Here is an 18,395-nt window from a genome sequence, read left to right on the forward strand (position 1 = left end):
AAAGCTTTCATGAGTCATCCCATTCCGGCCCCCACCCAAGCCCCCACGCCCCATTTCACCACCCGCATCGTGCACGCCGACCGCTGGGGCGGCGCCGAGCATGGGGCGATCCACCAGCCGCTGCACACCTCGGTGCAGTACGGCTTCGAGCGCGTGGAAGACCTGATCGCCGTGTTCCAGGGCACGGCGGCGGGTGGTTTCAACTACGCGCGCCAAGGCACGCCGACCACGGCGGCGCTCGAATCCATGCTCACGCAAATGGAGCAAGGGCAGGGTTGCGTGAGCTTTGCCACGGGCATGGCGGCGATCTGCGCGGTGTTTCTCACGCTGCTCAAGGCGGGCGACCACCTCGTGGCGAGCCAGTTCGTGTTCGGCAACACCAACAGCGTGCTCGGCACGCTCGCCGATCTGGGCGTGGAGGTAAGCGTGGTCGATGTGCGCGATGCTGCCCAGGTGGCCGCCGCGCTGCGCCCGAACACACGCATGGTGTTCGTCGAAACCATCGCCAATCCCGGCACGCAAATCCCCGACCTCGAAGGCATAGGCGCGTTGTGTGCCGAGCGCGGCTTGCTCTATGTGGTGGACAACACCGTGGCCTCGCCCTACCTGTTTCGGCCCGCGAGCGTGGGCGCCGGGCTGGTCGTCCATTCGCTATCGAAAAGCATAGCTGGGCAGGGCGATGCGCTGGGTGGTGCGGTCATAGACACGGGGCTGTTCGACTGGAGCCGCTACCCCAACATCTTTGCCGCGTACCGCAAGGGCAACCCCAAGGGCTGGGGCCTGCAGCAGGTGCGCAAGAAGGGGCTGCGCGACATGGGCGCGACGCTCTCGGCCTACGCCGCCCACCAGATCGCGCTGGGCGCCGAGACGCTCGCGCTGCGCATGGAGCGCAGCAGCGCGACGGCGCTCGCGCTCGCGCAGTGGCTGCAGCAACACCCGGCCATCGCGCGCGTGCACTACCCGGGCCTGCCCTCACACCCGCAGCATGCGCGCGCGCAGCAGCATTTCAAGGCGGGCGCGTGGCTGCTCTCGTTCGAGCTGCGCGACGCCGCGCAGTGCCTGCCGCTGTGCAACCGCCTGCGCCTGCCCATCAAGGCCACGGGCCTGGGTGACACGCGCACGCTCATCATCCCCGTGGCGCACACCATCTTCTGGGAGGCCGGCGCCGCAGTGCGCGCGGCCATGGACATCCCGGACGGCATGATCCGCCTGTCCGTCGGGCTCGAAGAACTCGAAGACCTGCGCGCAGATTTCGAGCAGGCGCTGGCGTAGTGAAAAGCTGCGCGTATGCGGCGGGCGACAGGTTCAGGAAGTGTGAATGAATCCGGCGTGCATGGCGGGTTCGTTCGCACCTCCTCAGTGCTGGTGTTTGATGGACGACCCCGCGCTCTTCGCATTCCGGGCGCTTTCGTCCATTTTTCCGAGGAACAAACGCACGAAGAAAACGCCCATGCCAATCATGAACAGGATACCGATGATGCTCATCAGGCCATAGTCGGTGGAAAAAAGGTCGGTCAGCAGTTTCATGAAACCCTCCTTGGAACATGGATGCCTCACTATCGCGCGACAGACCTTGGTGCGGGTTGACTTGCGTCAGAAAGGGGCTATCTTGGGCGCCCTTCAGCGCGGTGGCGGATGCAGGTACAGCTTGTCCGACCAGGTGGCGAGCCATTCGGGTTTGAAGGCAACGAAAATCGCCGCGAACATGCCGGTGATGAAGCCATCGCCCCAGGCCATGAGCCAGTGCCCGACGAGCGAAAGACCCTCATCGACGCCGGGCAGCGTGTGGCCGCTCCATTGAGCCAGCATGGCGGAGGCGAATACGCACAGCACCGTGCCCAGGAACGCGCGGCCCAGCACATAAACGAAGATCCATTCGCCTATGAAGCGCCGTATCAGCGCGCCCAAAAACAGCGCAAAGGTGGCCGGCACCACGCCGAGCCAGGCGATGGTGCCCAGCGCCTGCGCCCAGTCCATGGCGGGCGAAAACCAGCACGCGAGCACGCCCACCGCCACCAGCGTCAGCACGGCGAGCGGCCAGCCCAGCATCAGCACCACCAGGCAGGCGCCCGACCATTGCAGTTGCAGCGGCATGGCGTGCAAGGTGGGTAGCGCCCAGACCCAGGGCAGCAGCACGAGCGTCGCGAGCAGCGGCGAGATGAGCGGCGAGAGCGTGCGTTCGCGCCCGGGCGCGGCGGGCCACACGAGCATGCGCCACGGCGCGAGCCACAGCGCCACGAGTATGGCCAAGGTCACGAGGGTGGCTTCGAGCAGCATGAGATCGACAAAAAAGTGGTAGGGATGGGGTCATTGGAGCGGCATCAGGCCAGCCAGTTGCTCACCTGCAAGCCGGGCACGCGCGCAAAAGCGGCGTCGGCGCTGACCACCGTGGCGCCCATGGCAAGCGCTTGCGCGGCGATCGGCAGGTCGTTCGCCCCCATGGGGGTGCCTTGGGCATTGAGCACGGTGCGCAGTCTCGCATAGACTGGGCTGAGGCTGGCTTCGATGGGCAGCACCGTCAGTGTTTCCAGAATGTTTTCATAAGCAGCCGTAGGGGGAGTGTCAGAATTTCTGTGTGTGAGGGGTTTGGAAATTTTTTATCGAGGCCCCTGCCAGGCCGCCACAGGCCCCGCCGGCAGGCATGCTGGGCCAGCGCGCACGCCAGCCATGACTTGCCCGCGCCAGTCGGCCCGGTGATCCGCACTGCATGACCACGGCTGACCCATTTACCCAATGCCAAGCTCATCACCGTGCTGCGCTCCAGGAGTGTTATTCAACAAGGTATGAGCCTGAAGCCCGTCCCGTGACTCCAAGGAAGCGCGGCTGCGCCTGGGCGGCTGGCTTCGTGCATTGGTACAACCATGCGCATCGGCACAGCGGCATCCGTTACGTCAGCCCCGCGCAGCGCCATGCGGGCGAGGATCACGTGATCCTGGCAGCGCGGCACCCACCCTGGGCGAGCACGTTCAGCGTGCTTGGGGCGCGCGCAGTGGCCTCAGGTCTGCTGCGCCGTGTCCTGGAGCGCCTGCAGCGCCGCAGCCACTTCGTCCTCCGTCACGCCTGCCACGGGCGTGAATTGGGCGGCAAGAGCCTGTAGCGCCGGCGCGCCTTGCTGCTGCAGTTGCGCAATCGCCTGGCCGGCGGCGCGCGGGCTGTCAAAGCCCGTGCTCTGCAGCAGCAAGCGGCCCTGGGGCGAGACGAGTTTGAAGTAAAACTTGCCGTCGGCTTCCCGGTATTGTTTGAAAGAGGGCAAGGCGGCTTTGCCCGGTTTGGCGGGCTTTCCGGTCTGCTGGGCCGTGCCTTGGGCAAGGCTGCGCAGTCCCACGGCGTGGCGTAACTCGCGCAAAAAGGGCGTGGCGATCGCGCGTGCGCGTTCGGCACCGGCGCGCAGCGTGGCTTCGATGCGCGCGGGGTCCTGGATCAGCGCCTCGTAGCGCGCGCGAAGTGGCGCGAGGGTCTGGTCTATGCGCTCGAACACGAGCTGCTTGACTTCGCCCCAGGCGATGCCTTGGGCGTAAGCTGCACGCAGGGCTTCGGTTTCCTGCGGGCGCGCAAACGCCTGGTAAATCTGGAACAGTGCCGAGCCTTCGACCTCCTTGGGCTCGCCAGGTGCACGCGAGTCGGTCACGATGCTCGCGACGAGCTTGCGCAGCTGCTCGCGCGGCGCAAACAGCGGGATGGTGTTGTCGTAGCTCTTGCTCATCTTGCGCCCGTCCAGCCCCGGCAGCGTGGCCACGTGTTCTTCAATCTGGGCTTCGGGCAGCACGAAGTGCTCGCCGTACAAGTGGTTGAAGCTCGCGGCCATGTCGCGCGCCATCTCGATGTGCTGCACCTGGTCGCGCCCCACGGGCACCTTGTGTGCCTTGAACATCAAAATGTCGGCGGCCATGAGCACGGGGTACATGAACAGGCCCGCGCTCACGCCGTCGTCCGCGTCGCGGCCTGCGGCGGTGTTTTTGTCCTGCGCGGCCTTGTAGGCGTGGGCGCGGTTGAGTAGCCCCTTGCCGGTCACGCAGGTGAGCAGCCAGGTGAGCTCGGGGATTTCTGGGATGTCGGACTGGCGGTAGAAAAAGACCTGCGCCGGCTCCAGCCCCGCAGCGAGCCAGCTCGCGGCGATTTCGAGCGTGGAGCGCTGGATGCGCGCCGGGTCTTCGCACTTGATGAGCGCGTGGTAGTCGGCCAGGAAGTAAAAACTCTGCACGCCGGGTTCGCGGCTCGCCGCGACCGCGGGGCGGATGGAGCCTACGAAGTTGCCCAGGTGGGGCGTGCCCGTGGTGGTGATGCCGGTGAGAAAACGTGTCGTCATGCGATCGATGCAGCGAAAAATGCGGGCGTCAGCGCAGCAGCAGCGCAAGCGGGCTGAGCAGCAGGTTGACGATCCAGTAACCCAGGGCCATGAGCGGGCGCAGCCAGAAGGTGCTCACTACGCCCGCGATCACGAGCGCCATGACGATGAAAAAGCCATAGGGCTCGACGCGCGAAACGGCCTGCGCCTGCTTCCAGGGCAGCAAGCCTACGAGAATGCGCCCGCCGTCGAGCGGCGGCAGCGGAAACAGGTTGAAGGCCCACATCACGAGGTTGACCGCCACGCCGGCGCGCGCCATCTGGATGAAAAAGCGCTCGTCTATGCCCAGCAGCGCGAGCACGATCAGAAACAGCGCCCACAGCAATGCCTGCAAAAAGTTGGACGCAGGCCCGGCGAGCGCCACCCACACCATGTCGCGCTTGGGGTTGCGCAGGCGGTCGAACTGCACGGGCACGGGCTTGGCGTAGCCGAACAGAAAAGCGCCCGAGGTCGCGAAATACAGCAGCAGCGGCATCAAAACGGTGCCGACAGGGTCGATGTGCTTGAGCGGGTTGAGCGTGAGCCGCCCCATCATGGCGGCGGTGTTGTCGCCGAAGTGGCGCGCGGCATAGCCGTGTGCGGCTTCGTGCACGGTGATGGCAAACAGCACCGGCAGGACGTAGATCAGGATGGTTTGGATGAGGTTGGCGTCGTTCACGCGCGGATTGTCTCAGAAGGCGTGGGCGGTCGAAGTGGGCAAACCCGTTCTCAACGGGCGCGGCGCACGCGCAGCAGCTCGTCAAGGATCAGGCAGGCTGCGCCCACGGTGATCGCGGAGTCTGCGACGTTGAACGCCGGAAAGTGCCAGCCGTGCCAGTGGAAGTCGAGAAAATCGACCACGTAGCCGTGCACGACGCGATCGATCACGTTGCCCACGGCGCCGCCCAGGATGCTCGCGAGTGCGAAGCAAAACAGCTTTTGCCCTGCGTGCGCGCGCAGCTGCCAGACGATGAACACGGCGGCGGCCACGCCCAGCGCGGTAAAGAACCAGCGCTGCCAGCCGCCCGCCGCAGCCAGGAACGAAAAAGCCGCGCCCGTGTTATGCGCCCGCACGATGTTGAAAAAGCCCGTGACCGGCGTGGTATCACCCAGGTGGTAGAAGCCGAGGATCATCGTCTTGGTGAACTGGTCGGCGAGCAGCACCACCAGCGCCCAACCCATCCAGCCCCACAGGCTTGCGCCAGCAGCCCCGCCGCTGCCCGGGCGGCGCGGTGCGGCGCTTTTGCCGCGCGCCATCAGGCCACCTTGCGCGGCTCGCCCGCGCCGAAAAGGTTGCTCGTGCAGCGGCCGCACAGCGTGGGGTGTGCAGCGTCATGCCCCACGTCGGCGCGGTAGTGCCAGCAGCGTTCGCATTTGGCATCCGTGCTGGGCTGCACTTCGATGTGCAAGGCGTCGCCTGGCACCAACTCGGCGGCCGAGGTGATGAAGACGAACTTCAAATCCTCGCCCAGGCTCGCGAGCAGTGCGTAGTCGTCCGCCGCGGCCGTGAGGCGCAGCGTGGCCTGCAGCGAGGAGCCGACCTGCCCTGCGGCGCGCAGGGCCTCGATCTCTTTGTTCACGAGGTCGCGGATCGCGCGGATTCTTGCCCATTTTGCGAGCAAAGCGCCGTCTGGCCTGCCGAAGCTGCTATAAGTTTCGAGGAATATCGACTCCGAATCGCCGAACACCTTCCAGGCTTCTTCGGCCGTGAAGCTCAAAAAAGGCGCCATCCAGCGCAGCATGGCGTGCGTGATCTGGTACAGCGCCGTTTGCGCGCTGCGGCGTGCGTGGCTCTTGGGCGCGGTGGTGTAGAGGCGGTCTTTGAGCACGTCGAGGTAGAACGCGCCCAGGTCTTCGCTGCAATAGACCTGCAGCTTGGCGACGACGGGGTGGAATTCGTATTTTTCGTAGTGCGCAAGAAAGTCGGCCTGCAGTTCGGCGGCGCGCGCGAGTGCATAGCGGTCTATCTCGAGCAGTTCTTCCTCGGGGACGGCGTCTTTCGCCGGGTCGAAGTCGCTCACGTTGGCCAGCAAAAAGCGCAGCGTGTTGCGAATGCGGCGGTAGGCATCGACCACGCGCGCGAGGATTTTGTCGTCTATGCCCAGGTCGCCCGAGTAATCGGTGGCTGCGCACCACAGGCGGATGATTTCGGCGCCGAGCTTTTCGCTGATGGTTTGCGGCGCGACGACGTTGCCCAGGCTCTTGCTCATCTTGCGCCCCTGGCCATCGACGGTGAAGCCGTGCGTGAGCAGGCCGAGGTAGGGTGCGCGCCCGTACATCGCGCAGGCCGTGAGCAGCGACGAGTGGAACCAGCCGCGGTGCTGGTCGTGCCCTTCGAGGTAGAGGTCGGCCTCGGGGCCGTTTTCGTGGCCCGCGCCGGGGTGCGAGACCTTGAGCACCGTGGTGTGCGTGGTGCCCGAGTCGAACCAGACTTCGAGAATGTCGTTGCTCTTGCTCCAGCGCGCGGGCGCGCTCTTGTCGCCGATGCGCTGCAGGATGTCCGCGACGCTGAGCTTGCTCCAGGCCTCGATGCCGCCGTCCTCGACCACGTCGGCGGCCAAATCGATGATCTGCGGCGTGCGCGGGTGCGGCTCGCCGCTATCAACATCGAGCAGGAAGGGCAGCGGCACGCCCCAGCTGCGCTGGCGCGAGATGCACCAGTCGGGGCGGTTGGCGATCATGTCGCGCAGGCGGGTTTTGCCGTTTTCGGGGTAAAAGTGGGTCTGCTCGATCGCCGCGAGCGCCATCTGGCGCAGGGTTTGCGGCGCTTTGTCCTTGGTGAAGATGCCTTCGCCTTCGTCCATGCGCACGAACCATTGCGCGGCGGCGCGGTAGATCACGGGCGTCTTGTGGCGCCAGCAGTGCGGGTAGCTGTGCGTGATCTCGTGCGTGGCAAACAGGCGCCCGGCGTTGCGCAGCGCGTCGATGATGAGGGGCACGGCCTTCCAGATGTTGAGGCCGCCAAAGAGCGGGAAGTCGGCCGCGTAGCTGCCGTTGCCCTGCACGGGGTTGAGGATGTCCTCGTAGTGCATGCCGTGCGCGACGCAACTGTTGAAGTCTTCCACGCCGTAGGCTGGCGCCGAGTGCACGATGCCGGTGCCGTCCTCGGCGGTGGCGTAGTCGGCGAGATAGACGGGGCTCAGGCGTTTGTAGCCGGGATCGAAATCGTACAGCGGGTGCTTGAAATGAATCAGCGCCAGCTTTTCGCCGCGTGCCGTGGCCAGCACCTGGCCGCTGAGCTGGTAGCGCGCGAGGCATGGTTCGACCAAGCTCGCCGCGAGCACGAGCAGGCCCTGCTCTGTTTGCACGAGCGCGTAGTCGAGCTCGGGGTTGAGGTTGAGCGCCTGGTTCGCGGGGATGGTCCAGGCCGTGGTGGTCCAGATCACGGCGTAGGCGGGCTGCGTGAGCGCAGGGACGCCGAACGCCGCGGCGAGCTTGTCGGGCTCGGCGCATTCGAAGCCTACGTCCAGCGTGGTGCTCTTCTTGTCCTGGTATTCGATTTCGAACTCGGCCAGCGACGAGCCGCAGTCGAAGCACCAATAGACGGGCTTCAAGCCGCGATAGACGAAGCCGCGCTCCATCACGCGCTTGAATGCGCGGATTTCGGCCGCCTCGTTGACGAAGTCCATGGTTTTGTACGGGTGCTCCCACTGCCCGAGCACGCCCAGGCGCTTGAAGTCGGCCATTTGCAGCGCGATCTGCTCGGTGGCAAAGGCGCGGCTCTTGGCCTGCATCTCGTCACGCGGCAGGTTGCGGCCGTGGAGCTTTTCGATCGCGTTTTCGATCGGCAGGCCGTGACAGTCCCAGCCGGGGATGTATTGCGCGTCCAGGCCCTTGAGCTGGCGCGCCTTGACGATCATGTCCTTGAGGATTTTGTTGACCGCGTGGCCGATGTGGATCTGGCCGTTGGCGTAGGGCGGGCCGTCGTGCAGCACGAACTTGGGCGCACCCAGGCGCGCGTAGCGCAGCTTGCGGTATAGGCGTTTTTCTTCCCACTCCTTGACCCAGGCCGGCTCGCGCTTGGGCAGGTCGCCGCGCATCGGAAAGGGCGTGTCGGGCAGGTTCAGCGTGCTGCGGTAGTCAGGCTTGGGGCTCGCGGGGTCGGTGGGCTTGGCAGGCTTGGACATGAGGGGCCTTGGAGGGCGAGGCAGGCCGCAGGGGCCGGCAATCGGGATGGGATGAAAGAGGGCGGCGAAAGCACTAAGGGCCTGGCGCGCAGGCTGGCCTGCGGCGCGGCGTGCGCCCTCAAATTCGGTCGCGCGTGGTTTGGCGGCGGGTTTCGGCGTGGGAGGTGCCGGCGGTCTCGGGCTCGGCGGCAGCGAAGAAGGCGCGCGCGTCGGCGCAATCTTGCGCTATGCCGGCGGTCAGCGCGGCCAGGCTGTCGTACTTGCGTTCGTCGTGCAATTTGTGTAGCAGTTCCACGCAGATAATTTTACCGTAGGCCTCTTCGGGCCCCAGGTGGGACGGCCAGGTCAGACAATGCGTTTCGAGCAGCACGCGCCCGCCGTTCACGTCGGCCGGGTCGAGCGAGGGGCGCACGCCGAGGTTGGCCACGCCGGGCAGCGCCACATCGGTAAGACCGCGCACGCGCACGGCGAAGATGCCGCTCGCGGCGGGCTTCCAGTGGGTGAAGCGCAGGTTGAGCGTGCGAAAGCCGTCGCCCGCGTCGTCCGCGCTCGCGCCGAGCGCGCGGCCGAGCTTGCGCCCGTGTACCACGTGGCCACTGATGCTGTAGGGTCGCCCGAGCAGCCGTGCTGCGTCTTCCATGCGCCCCTGCGCGAGCGCAGCGCGCACGGCAGAGCTCGACACGCGCAGGCTGTGTTGGGCGGCTGCAGCGCTGGCCGCTTGCGGCGTGAGCAGGTCAGCGGGCATGGGCACTTCGTAGCTGTTCATGCGCGCAACCTCGAAGCCCTGCGCCTGGCCCGCGGCTTCGAGCATGGCGTAGTCGCCCGCGCGCCGCGCGCCGAAGCGAAAGTCGTCGCCCACGAGCACGTAGCGCACGCCCAGGCCGCGCCGCAGCACCTGGTCGATGAAGTCCTGCGGCGACTGCGCGGCCAGGCGCGCGTCAAAAGGCAGCACCACGGTTTGCTGCACGCCGCAGCGCGCGAGCTCGGTGAGCTTGTCGCGCAGCGTACCTATGCGCGCAGGGGCGATCTCGGGCTTGCGCTGCGCGGCAGCAAAGTAGTCACGCGGGTGCGGCTCGAACGTGAGCACACAACTCGGGATGCCGCGGTGCGCGGCTTCGCTGTGCAGCAGCGCGAGCATGGCCTGGTGGCCACGGTGCACGCCGTCGAAGTTGCCAATGGTCAGCGCGCAGGCCGGCGCGATGTCGGGGTGGTGGAAACCACGAAAGATTTTCATTGGTTTGTTATGGTTTTAGTAGCTGCCTGCGCTCGCGGACAAAGCGCAAAGTGGCAATTTGTCATCAAATCGGAGTATATTGTGCCCAAGCCGTATCCAGGAGGCGTCTCGTGAAGGTACTGAAGCTCTCGGCCCAGGGCTTGCCCCAGGCGTGGATTTCGCTCGAACAGGCGGTGCTGCACTATGCCGCAGATGAAGTGCGCTGGGAGTCCGGCGCGCAGGTGGCGCTGTTTCGCGGCGGGCACAACGCGGTCACGGGGGCGCAGTCGGTCATTGCAGTCAACAGCATCATAGGCACCAAGGGCGTGCCGGGCATCAACCCCTTCAACCTCAAGTCCAGCCTGACCAACGCCAAACTGTTCGCGCGTGACCGCAACGTCTGCGCCTACTGCGGCGGTCACTGCGACGAAGAAGACCTCACGCGCGAGCACATCGTGCCGCTTGCGCAGCGCGGGCGCGACCATTGGATGAACGTGGTCACGGCCTGCCGCGCCTGCAACCACCGCAAGGGTGCGCGCACGCCCGAGCAGGCGCGCATGCCGCTGCTGTATGCGCCCTATGTGCCCAGCCTGTGGGAGGATTTCATTTTGCGCAACCGGCGCATCCTGGCCGACCAGATGGAGTTCTTGCTCGCGCATGTGCCCAAATCGTCGCGGCTGCTGGTTTGAACCCAGATTGTCCGAGCCCAGATTGTCCATGAGGCGGCCCTTCGGGCCTACGCGGGCGCTGGCGGACGGCTAACGGCTGACGGTCATTGTGGCTGCGGCGTTCATGGCTCGGGGCATCTGCGATGCCGAGCCTGGGATAATCGCGCCCCCATGAAAAACATCGTGATCCTGATCTCGGGCGCGGGCTCGAACATGCAGGCCATCGTGCGCGCGGCGCAGCAAGAGCGCTGGGAGCAGCGCCTGGGCGCGCGCGTGGCCGCCGTGCTCAGTAACCAGCCCGAGGCGCCGGGCCTGGCCTGGGCGCGCGCGCAAGGGCTGGCCACCGAGGCGATCGCGCACCAGGGTTTTGCGCGCCGCGAGGACTTCGATGCCGAGCTTCAGGCCCGCATCGACCGCTACGCGCCCGCGCTCGTGGTGCTCGCGGGCTTCATGCGCATCCTGACGCCCGGCTTCGTCGCGCACTATGCGGGCCGGCTCGTGAACATCCACCCTTCGCTGCTGCCGGCCTTCAGCGGCCTCAACACGCACGAGCGCGCCATCGCCGCAGGCTGCAAGTTTGCCGGCGCCAGCGTGCACTTGGTCACAGCCGAGCTCGACGCCGGCCCCATACTCGAGCAGGCCGTGGTGCCGATTTTGCCGGGCGACGACGCCGCAGCGCTGCGCGCGCGCGTGCTCTCGCAAGAGCACATCATCTACCCGCGGGCGATTGCGCAGTTGCTTTTGAAACAGTAGCTGCTTGCGCTTGCCATATAAGCGCAAAAGCCCAATTTGACTAAAAATGTTGGCGCCCCCAAAAGTGCGCCCAATCGTCTATGCACCCCAAAGCCTTACTGGACACTTGCGCCGATCTCGTGCGCCGCACGCTGCGCTTCGAGCACCCGGCCGACGCCGTGGTGTCGCGCTTTTTTCGCGAGCACCGCAACCTGGGCCCGCGCGAACGCGCGACGCTGGCCGAGACCGTCTATGCCGTGCTGCGTAAAAAGCTGCTGTTCGAATACCTCGCGCGCTCGGGCTCGGGGCCCAAGGAGCGGCGCCTGGCGATTTTGGGCTTTCATGGCCCGCGCGACTTTCTCTACAGCGCCTTGAACATGCAGGAGAAAAGCTGGCTCGAAGCCTGCAATGCGGTCGATCCCGCAGATTTGCTCGAGCCGCATCGTCACAACCTGCCCGAGTGGATCGCGCAGCCGCTCAAGGCGCAACTGGGCGGCGAGTTTTGGCCGCTGGCCGAAAGCCTGCTGCAAGGCGCGCCGCTCGATCTGCGCGTCAACATTTTGAAAGAAAAACGCGAACAAGTGCAGGCGGAGCTTGCGCAAGCAGCTATTCAATCAGTAGTGACACCGTATTCGCCATGGGGCTTGCGCGTGCAAGGCAAGCCCGCGCTCGCGCGCTTGCCGGCCTTCGAGCGCGGCGCCTTTGAAGTGCAGGACGAAGGCTCGCAGCTGCTCGCGCTGCTGCTGGACGCACGCCGCGGCGAGATGGTGGTCGATTTTTGCGCCGGCGCGGGTGGCAAGACGCTCGCGCTGGGCGCGGCCATGCGCAACACGGGGCGGCTTTATGCCTTCGACACCTCGGCGCACCGGCTCGACGCGCTCAAGCCGCGGCTCGCGCGCAGTGGGCTCTCGAACGTGCACCCGGTGGCGATCGCGCACGAGCGCGACGAGCGCGTCAAGCGCCTGGCGGGCAAGATCGACCGCGTGCTCGTCGATGCACCGTGCTCGGGCCTGGGCACGCTGCGGCGCAACCCGGACTTGAAGTGGCGCCAGTCACCACAAAGCGTGCAGGAGCTCACGCACAAGCAGGCCGCGATCCTGGCGAGCGCGGCGCGGCTGCTCAAGCCCGGCGGACGCCTGGTCTATGCGACCTGCAGCCTGCTGCGCGAGGAAAACGAAGCCATCGCCGAGGCTTTCGGCGCTGCGCACCCCGAATTTGCGCCGCTCGACGCGGGCGAAGCGCTCGAACAGCTCAAGCTGGTGCAGGGCAGGGCATTGTGCAGCGGTGGCGCCACGGGCTCGGCCTACCTGCGCCTGTGGCCGCACAAGCACCAGACCGACGGCTTTTTTGCTGCGGTGTGGACGCGCCAGTGAGCGCGTAAGAGGGCGGGCGCGCAGCGCGCAAGGCCAGCGCTGTCACCATGGTTTTCACGCATGGCCTGCCGCCAGCGCGTCTCTACAATGGCAAGCACTCGCGCAGTGGAGATATCTTCGGAGCTCCTTGGCGCGAGTGCGGCTTGTCTCTGGGTGACTGGAGGATGCCGCGAGGCAATGTTTGTTTTGGAGTGTTATGTCTTTTGTGGATGGGGCTGCGTTCAGTGCAGCCATTGACTGGCTGGGCCACGGCTTGTGGCATCTTTCCTGGTGGCAAATCGTTTTTTACACGCTGGCGACCACGCATGTGACCATCGTCGCCGTCACCGTGTTTTTGCACCGCGCGCAGGCGCACCGCGCGCTCGATCTGCACCCGATTCCCGCGCATTTTTTCCGCTTTTGGCTCTGGCTGGGCACGGGCATGGTCACCAAACAATGGGTGGCGATCCACCGCAAGCACCACGCCAAGTGCGAAACCCCCGACGATCCGCACAGCCCGCAAACGCGCGGGCTCGACGCCGTGCTCTGGCGCGGCGCCGAGCTGTACCGGGCCGAGGCCAAAAATGAGGAAACGCTGCGCAAGTTCGGCCACGGCACGCCCGACGACTGGGTGGAGCGCCACATTTACAGCCGCTACCCTTGGCAGGGTGTGGGGCTGATGCTGCTGCTCGACCTTGCGCTCTTCGGCGCGCTCGGCGCTGCCGTGTGGGCCGTGCAGATGGTGTGGATTCCGTTCTGGGCGGCGGGCGTGGTCAACGGCGTGGGGCACTTCTGGGGCTATCGCAACTTCGAATCACCCGACGCGAGCACCAACCTCGTGCCCTGGGGCATTGTGATAGGCGGCGAGGAGCTGCACAACAACCACCACACCTACCCGACGGCGGCCAAGTTCGCAGTCAAGCCATACGAGTTCGATCTGGGCTGGTGCTACATCTGGCTGCTGCAGAAATTCGGCTGGGCCACGGTGAAAAAGCTGCCGCCGCGGCTGCGTTTTGGCGCCGTGCGCCCCGTGGCCGATGAGCAAACGCTGGAGGCGCTGATTGCGCACCGCTACGAGGTCATGGCGCGCTACGCACGCAGCATGCGCTGCGAGCTCAAGCGCCTGCAGCCCGACGCCTCGCTGCGCACGGTGCGCCGCTGGCTGCACCGCGACGCCGAGAAGCTGCCGGCGGCGGCGCTGCCGCAATTTGCGCAGGCGCGCGCCGCGCACCCGGTGCTAGACCAAATGCTCACCATGCGCGAGGAGCTGCGCCAGCTGTGGCTCAGCACCACGCACACACGCGCGCAACTCACGGCCGAACTGCAAGCCTGGTGCCGCCGCGCCGAGGGCAGCGGCATCGCCGCGCTGCGCGACTTTGCGCTGCGCCTGCGGGCCTTGCATGCCTGAGACGCCGCATCGCCATATCCGCCTTCAATAAAAAATCCGCCCGGCACCTTGGTGGCACCGGGCGGATTTTTTAAGGAACTGGAGAAGCGGCTTTGCTGCGGCTTACTTCAGCTTGGTTTCCTTGTATTCGACGTGCTTGCGCGCCTTGGGATCGAATTTCATGATCACCATTTTGTCGGGCGTGGTCTTTTTGTTTTTGGTCGTGGTGTAGAAGTGGCCGGTACCCGCGGTGGATTCCAGCTTGATTTTGTCGCGTCCGCCTTTGCTTGCCATGGTGCTCTCTCCTTCTTAAGCCTGGCCGCGTGCACGCAGGTCTGCAAGCACGGCATCGATGCCCTTCTTGTCGATCAGGCGCAAGGCCGCGTTGGTGATGCGCAGGCGCACCCAGCGGTTTTCGCTCTCGACCCAGAAACGGCGGTATTGCAGGTTCGGCAGGAACCGGCGCTTGGTTTTGTTGTTGGCGTGGGAGACGTTGTTTCCCACCATGGGCTTCTTGCCCGTTACGTCGCAAACGCGTGCCATGAGGCAACTCCGATATCGATCACGGCCGCCTGCAGCTGCCAAGAAGATGAGCGGCGGTGCGCTTTTTCTTGCTGTGCCTGCGGCCTCACCTCGCCAGAAAGGGTGGCGGTAACCCATCTTTGCCTTGTGACAAAGCAGTATTGCAACTGCTGCCAAGTGTGGCAAAGCCCGCGATTATAGCCGGATGGGGCTTTTTTGGTGGTCTATTCCTGGGAATTTTTTCGGGCGTTTCTGTGCTGTGCGCCGCAACGCCTCACGCGGGCAATGTCAGCGCCGCCGCGCCCAGCGCACGCCGGCCACGCTCGCGACGATGCCCAGCACCTTGTTCAGACGGCCGGCGTCGCTGACTTCGACCGTGAAGGTCATCCAGGCCGTGCCCTTCACGGACTGGGTCTGCACGCCGATGACGTTGGTCTTTTCGCGCGCGAACACGTCCGAGATGTCGCGCAGCAGACCCTGGCGGTCGGCGGCTTCGATGGCGACGTCGACCGGATAGACGGGGGCAGCCGCCTTGGGTGTGCCCCATTCGACCTCGATCACGCGCTCGGGGTTGCGCACGGCCAGTTCGCGGAAATTGCTGCAATCGGCGCGGTGCACGCTCACGCCCTTGCCGCGCGTGACGAAGCCGCCGATGGCGTCGGGCGGCGCCGGCTTGCAGCATTTGGCGAGCTGCGTCATGAGCGAATCGACGCCGACCACGAGCACGCCGCTTCTGTGTGCCGAGGTGCTGGCGCGCGCCTTTTTGAAGGCGGGCAGGTCTTGCGGCGCGGCTTCGGGCTCGGCGGGCGGTGGGCGCAGCAGGTTTTCGATGTTGCGCAGCGAGTATTCGTCCTTGCCCACGACCTCGAAGAGCGCATCGGCCGACTTGAAGCCCAGCTGGGCGGCGAGCTCGTCGAGCCTGAGGGCTGTCTTGCCTTCGCGCTGCAGCAGCTTTTCGACGGCCTCGCGCCCGCGCGCGATGGTTTCGTGTGTGGCCTGGGCGTTGAACCAGGCGCGCACCTTGGCGCGCGCGCGTGGGCTCGTGAGGTAGCCGAGCTCGGCGTTGAGCCAGTCGCGCGAGGGGCGCTCCTCGTCCTTGGCGGCGATGATCTCGACCGTCTGGCCGTTGTGCAGCGGCGTGTTGAGCGGCACCATGACGCCATCGACGCGCGCGCCGCGGCAGCGGTGGCCCAGGCTGGTGTGCACCGCGTAGGCGAAGTCGACGGGCGTGGCGCCCTGCGGCAGCTCGATCACGGCGGCGTCGGGCGTGAGCACGTAGATGCGGTCTTCGAACAGGCTGCTGTGCCGGGCCTCGCCGACGAGGTCGCTTTGCCAGGCCAGCAGCTGGCGCAGCACGGCGATCTTGGCGTCGTATTCGCTGTCGGCAGACACACCGGCGTAGCCCTTGCTGCCGGCCTCTTTGTAGGCCCAGTGCGCGGCCACGCCGTGCTCGGCGTGTTCGTGCATGGCCTGGGTGCGGATCTGGACTTCGATGGGCTTGCCGCCAGCACCGCGCACCACCGTGTGCAACGACTGGTAGCCGTTGGGCTTGGGGCGTGCGATGTAGTCGTCGAACTGCTCAACCATGGGTGTGAAGCGCTCGTGCACCCACGAGAGCGCGGCGTAGCAGTCCTTCACGGTGGGCACGATCACACGCAGCGCGCGGATGTCGAATACCTGGTCGAAGTCGAGCGACTTGCCGCGCATCTTTTTGACGATGCTGTAGATGTGCTTGGGGCGCCCCTGCACGGTGGCGCTGATGCTGTGCGCGCGCAGGTCGGCTTCGAGCTGCGCGCGCAGCTGTTCCATGGCGAGCTCGCGCTCGGCGCGCTTTTCGTCGAGCAGGCGGGCGACCTGCTTGTAGGTGTCGGGCTCGAGGAAGCGAAACGAGAGGTCTTCGAGCTCCCACTTGATCTGCCAGATGCCCAGGCGGTTGGCAAGCGGCGCAAACACCTGCAGCGATTCACGCGCCAGATTGGGCGAAACCGGGAGCTTGCTGGCCGCGTGAAAGCGCAGCGTTTGCAGGCGCGAGGCCAGGCGCAGCATCACCACGCGCAGATCGCGCGAAAAGGCGAGCAGCATCTTGCGCACGTTTTCGGCCTGCAGCGCGGGGTCGTCGAGCTGCTGCGCACCGCGCGCCTGGCGCTGCACGCGCATGAGCTTGGTGGTCTCGACGGCCAGCTTCGCAAAGTCGGCGCCGAAGGCTTTGGCGATGGTCTCTTCGGGTTTGGTGAGGTGGTCGCAAGCATAGACCAGGTAGCTCGCGGCCTGCATGGCCTCGGAGCCGCCCAGATTTTTGAGGACTTCGGCCACGGCGTCGGCGTGCGCGAGCGTGTTTTCGCCCGAGTCCAGCGTCTCGCCGGCCAGCAGCGGCTCGGCAAACAGGCGCGCGCGCCCGAGCGCGCCGATCTGTTCGGCCAGCGTGTGCCGCGTGGCTGCGAGCAGGTGCGGCAGCTGCCCTGATGGCGGTGCAGGCGACGGTAAAGGAGATGGGCGTGCCGACATGGTGGTGGGTGATTTCATCCGGCGGCGCGCTGCTCGGGGGCGAGCAGAAACTCGACCACGGGCCCGATCTGCTCGGGCGTGACCAGCGTGGGCGCGTGGCCCACGCCGGGGAATTCGACGATCTGTGCGCGCGGCCCGCGCTGCGCCATGGCTTGTGCCGTCTCGGCCGAGAGGATGTCGGACTCGAGGCCGCGCAGCAGCAGCGTGCGCGCGCGGATGCGGTCGTACAGCTGCCACATCAGCGCCTCGCCCTCGGCCGCGGCACCTGGCGGCGCGGCGCGGAAGGCTTGGGCGATGTCCGGGTCGTAGTGCAGCATCAGCCCACCCTCGGGTGCGGGGCGCAGCATGTGGCGCGTCAGCGCGAGCCAGTCTTCCTGCCGGTGTGGGCCGCTCAAGGTCGGGCGCAGTGCTTCGGCGGCCTGCTCTAGCGTGTCGAAGCGCACGGGCTGGCCCAGGTACTCGCCAATGCGCTGCAGGCCGAGTGCGTCTATGCGCGGGCCGATGTCGTTGAGCACGAGCCGGCGCACGGGCACGGCGAGTGGCCAGTGGCTGCCCATGGCCTGGTCGCTGGCGTTGGGGTCGTCGGGGATGCAAAGCCCAGGCTGGCCGCAAACGGCCATGCCGATCAGGCCGCCCATGCTGGTGCCGACCCAGTCCAGCGTTTGGATGGGCGCCTCGCGCTGCAGCTGCGCGAGCAAGGAGAGGATGTCGGCCGCGTACTGCGGCACGGCGTAGGCCATGGGGTCGGCAAGCCAGTCACTGCGCCCGCGCCCGGGCATGTCGGGGCAGACCACGCGCGCGTGCGGGCTCAAGGCACGCGCCAGCGCGTCGAAGTCGCGCCCCTGGCGCGAGAGGCCATGCACGCACAACACCACATGCGGGTGCGCGGGGTTGCCCTTTCCATTCGGCTCCCCGTTCCATTCCCAATAGGCCATGCGGTGCTGCCCAGGTGCGGTCGCGGGCGCGTCAAGGGTAACCAGGGGGCTGCGCGGCGAAGCGGCGCCAGGGCAAAGGACGTAGTTCAGGCGGGGTTCAGTCATGGGAAAACCTGCTGACGGTGGTTGGTAGAGGCCAGAGCCGTGACCTGCATGATCCTAATCCAAGCCATGCAAGGACGCTGTAGGCCTTCCATTGCCGCAGTAAAACACCTGCGGCAACTGTCGATGAGGGCGCTGCAGGCAGAGCAAGCGGCTTTTCATTGCTCTGTGAAAGAGAGCTGTTTGCGCTCTTGTATCAAGGGCAAACGGCCATTTTTTTACTGAAAATCAGCGCATCTGCACTTCCCCGGACACCTGCGCGCTCACCTGGGCCTTGCCGGCCTCCACGGGGACGGCGGCGTCCTCGAGCGCGCCCGCTTTGGCCGCCATGGCGAGCATGCGCGGCTGTGGGGCAGGGAATTGACCGCTGGTGCTCACGGTCACGCTGCGCAGCGTGTAGCTGTCCAGTCCCGGACGATCATAAGGCCGCCGATGGAACAAATGAGGGTATGAATCGTACCACCCACTCATAGCCTGCATAGGCGTCTTGCTCTGCAGGGCTGATTGGGGCAAGTGGTGGTTGTAGAG

The 18,395-nt window shown here is 66.1% G+C and carries 17 protein-coding genes and 2 pseudogenes; 5 read left to right on the forward strand and 14 right to left on the reverse strand.

All coding sequences use genetic code 11. The features are described 5' to 3' along the window. The first annotated feature begins 9 nt into the window (after positions 1 to 9). The gene (locus FK527_RS08495) at positions 10 to 1,272 is read left to right on the forward strand and encodes a cystathionine gamma-synthase family protein (RefSeq protein ID WP_144732400.1); all 1,263 of its coding nucleotides are present in this window, start codon (positions 10 to 12) and stop codon (positions 1,270 to 1,272) included. 84 nt (positions 1,273 to 1,356) lie between these two features. Here the strand turns inward: FK527_RS08495 and FK527_RS08500 are convergent, their stop codons facing one another. From FK527_RS08500 to FK527_RS08545, 9 genes and pseudogenes are all read right to left on the reverse strand, one after another. After that, positions 1,357 to 1,527 carry a DUF3149 domain-containing protein gene (locus tag FK527_RS08500; protein ID WP_186298414.1) on the reverse strand — a complete coding sequence of 57 codons (171 nt, stop codon included), beginning with the start codon at positions 1,525 to 1,527 and terminating at the stop codon, positions 1,357 to 1,359. A gap of 93 nt (positions 1,528 to 1,620) precedes the next feature. Beyond that, the gene (locus FK527_RS08505; RefSeq protein ID WP_144732402.1) at positions 1,621 to 2,277 is read right to left on the reverse strand and encodes a hypothetical protein; all 657 of its coding nucleotides are present in this window, start codon (positions 2,275 to 2,277) and stop codon (positions 1,621 to 1,623) included. Positions 2,278 to 2,321: 44 nt separating this feature from the next. Next, positions 2,322 to 2,594 carry a PIN domain-containing protein gene (locus FK527_RS08510; protein ID WP_342778965.1) on the reverse strand — a complete coding sequence of 91 codons (273 nt, stop codon included), beginning with the start codon at positions 2,592 to 2,594 and terminating at the stop codon, positions 2,322 to 2,324. Positions 2,595 to 2,626: 32 nt separating this feature from the next. Further along, positions 2,627 to 2,752: pseudogene (locus tag FK527_RS17780) on the reverse strand (ATP-binding protein); the annotation flags it as partial. A gap of 243 nt (positions 2,753 to 2,995) precedes the next feature. Then, positions 2,996 to 4,306, reverse strand: a complete 1,311-nt coding sequence (locus FK527_RS08525) for a tryptophan--tRNA ligase (RefSeq protein ID WP_144732411.1) — start codon at positions 4,304 to 4,306, stop codon at positions 2,996 to 2,998. Between the two features lie 28 nt (positions 4,307 to 4,334). Continuing rightward, on the reverse strand, positions 4,335 to 5,003 hold the full coding sequence (locus FK527_RS08530; RefSeq protein WP_144732414.1) for a site-2 protease family protein: 669 nt from the start codon (positions 5,001 to 5,003) through the stop codon (positions 4,335 to 4,337). Between the two features lie 50 nt (positions 5,004 to 5,053). Beyond that, positions 5,054 to 5,581, reverse strand: a complete 528-nt coding sequence (lspA, locus tag FK527_RS08535; protein WP_144732417.1) for a signal peptidase II — start codon at positions 5,579 to 5,581, stop codon at positions 5,054 to 5,056. Continuing rightward, complete coding sequence (gene ileS / locus FK527_RS08540) at positions 5,581 to 8,451, reverse strand: isoleucine--tRNA ligase (protein ID WP_144732420.1); 2,871 nt, start codon at positions 8,449 to 8,451, stop codon at positions 5,581 to 5,583. The genes lspA and ileS overlap by 1 nt, the downstream gene beginning before the upstream one ends. A gap of 118 nt (positions 8,452 to 8,569) precedes the next feature. Continuing rightward, positions 8,570 to 9,685, reverse strand: coding sequence for a bifunctional riboflavin kinase/FMN adenylyltransferase (locus tag FK527_RS08545; RefSeq protein ID WP_144732423.1), 1,116 nt, complete (start codon positions 9,683 to 9,685; stop codon positions 8,570 to 8,572). A 110-nt stretch (positions 9,686 to 9,795) separates the two neighbouring features. Between FK527_RS08545 and FK527_RS08550 the strand changes: the two genes are divergently transcribed. The 4 genes from FK527_RS08550 (at position 9,796) to FK527_RS08565 (ending at position 13,824) form a co-directional block, all read left to right on the forward strand. Continuing rightward, entirely contained in the window at positions 9,796 to 10,353 is a 558-nt protein-coding gene (locus FK527_RS08550) for an HNH endonuclease (protein ID WP_144732426.1), read from the forward strand. Positions 10,354 to 10,503: 150 nt separating this feature from the next. Further along, positions 10,504 to 11,085 carry a phosphoribosylglycinamide formyltransferase gene (purN, locus tag FK527_RS08555; RefSeq protein WP_144732429.1) on the forward strand — a complete coding sequence of 194 codons (582 nt, stop codon included), beginning with the start codon at positions 10,504 to 10,506 and terminating at the stop codon, positions 11,083 to 11,085. 80 nt (positions 11,086 to 11,165) lie between these two features. Then, a complete protein-coding gene (locus FK527_RS08560; RefSeq protein WP_144732432.1) occupies positions 11,166 to 12,437 on the forward strand; it encodes an RsmB/NOP family class I SAM-dependent RNA methyltransferase in 1,272 nt (423 codons plus the stop codon). Between the two features lie 196 nt (positions 12,438 to 12,633). Continuing rightward, the gene (locus FK527_RS08565; protein ID WP_144732435.1) at positions 12,634 to 13,824 is read left to right on the forward strand and encodes a DesA family fatty acid desaturase; all 1,191 of its coding nucleotides are present in this window, start codon (positions 12,634 to 12,636) and stop codon (positions 13,822 to 13,824) included. 102 nt (positions 13,825 to 13,926) lie between these two features. Here FK527_RS08565 and rpmG read toward each other — a convergent pair whose 3' ends face one another. From rpmG to FK527_RS08590, 5 genes and pseudogenes are all read right to left on the reverse strand, one after another. Further along, positions 13,927 to 14,097, reverse strand: coding sequence for a 50S ribosomal protein L33 (rpmG, locus tag FK527_RS08570; RefSeq protein WP_114483712.1), 171 nt, complete (start codon positions 14,095 to 14,097; stop codon positions 13,927 to 13,929). Positions 14,098 to 14,112: 15 nt separating this feature from the next. Next, on the reverse strand, positions 14,113 to 14,346 hold the full coding sequence (gene rpmB / locus FK527_RS08575; protein ID WP_114483713.1) for a 50S ribosomal protein L28: 234 nt from the start codon (positions 14,344 to 14,346) through the stop codon (positions 14,113 to 14,115). A 267-nt stretch (positions 14,347 to 14,613) separates the two neighbouring features. After that, a complete protein-coding gene (locus FK527_RS08580) occupies positions 14,614 to 16,830 on the reverse strand; it encodes a RelA/SpoT family protein (RefSeq protein WP_246072734.1) in 2,217 nt (738 codons plus the stop codon). 14 nt (positions 16,831 to 16,844) lie between these two features. After that, positions 16,845 to 17,870 carry an alpha/beta fold hydrolase gene (locus tag FK527_RS08585; RefSeq protein WP_144732441.1) on the reverse strand — a complete coding sequence of 342 codons (1,026 nt, stop codon included), beginning with the start codon at positions 17,868 to 17,870 and terminating at the stop codon, positions 16,845 to 16,847. A 396-nt stretch (positions 17,871 to 18,266) separates the two neighbouring features. Next, a pseudogene (locus FK527_RS08590) lies at positions 18,267 to 18,395 on the reverse strand (IS481 family transposase); the annotation flags it as partial.

This window comes from Extensimonas perlucida, assembly GCF_007655255.1.
In the GTDB taxonomy this organism is placed as follows: Bacteria; Pseudomonadota; Gammaproteobacteria; order Burkholderiales; family Burkholderiaceae_C; genus Extensimonas; species Extensimonas perlucida.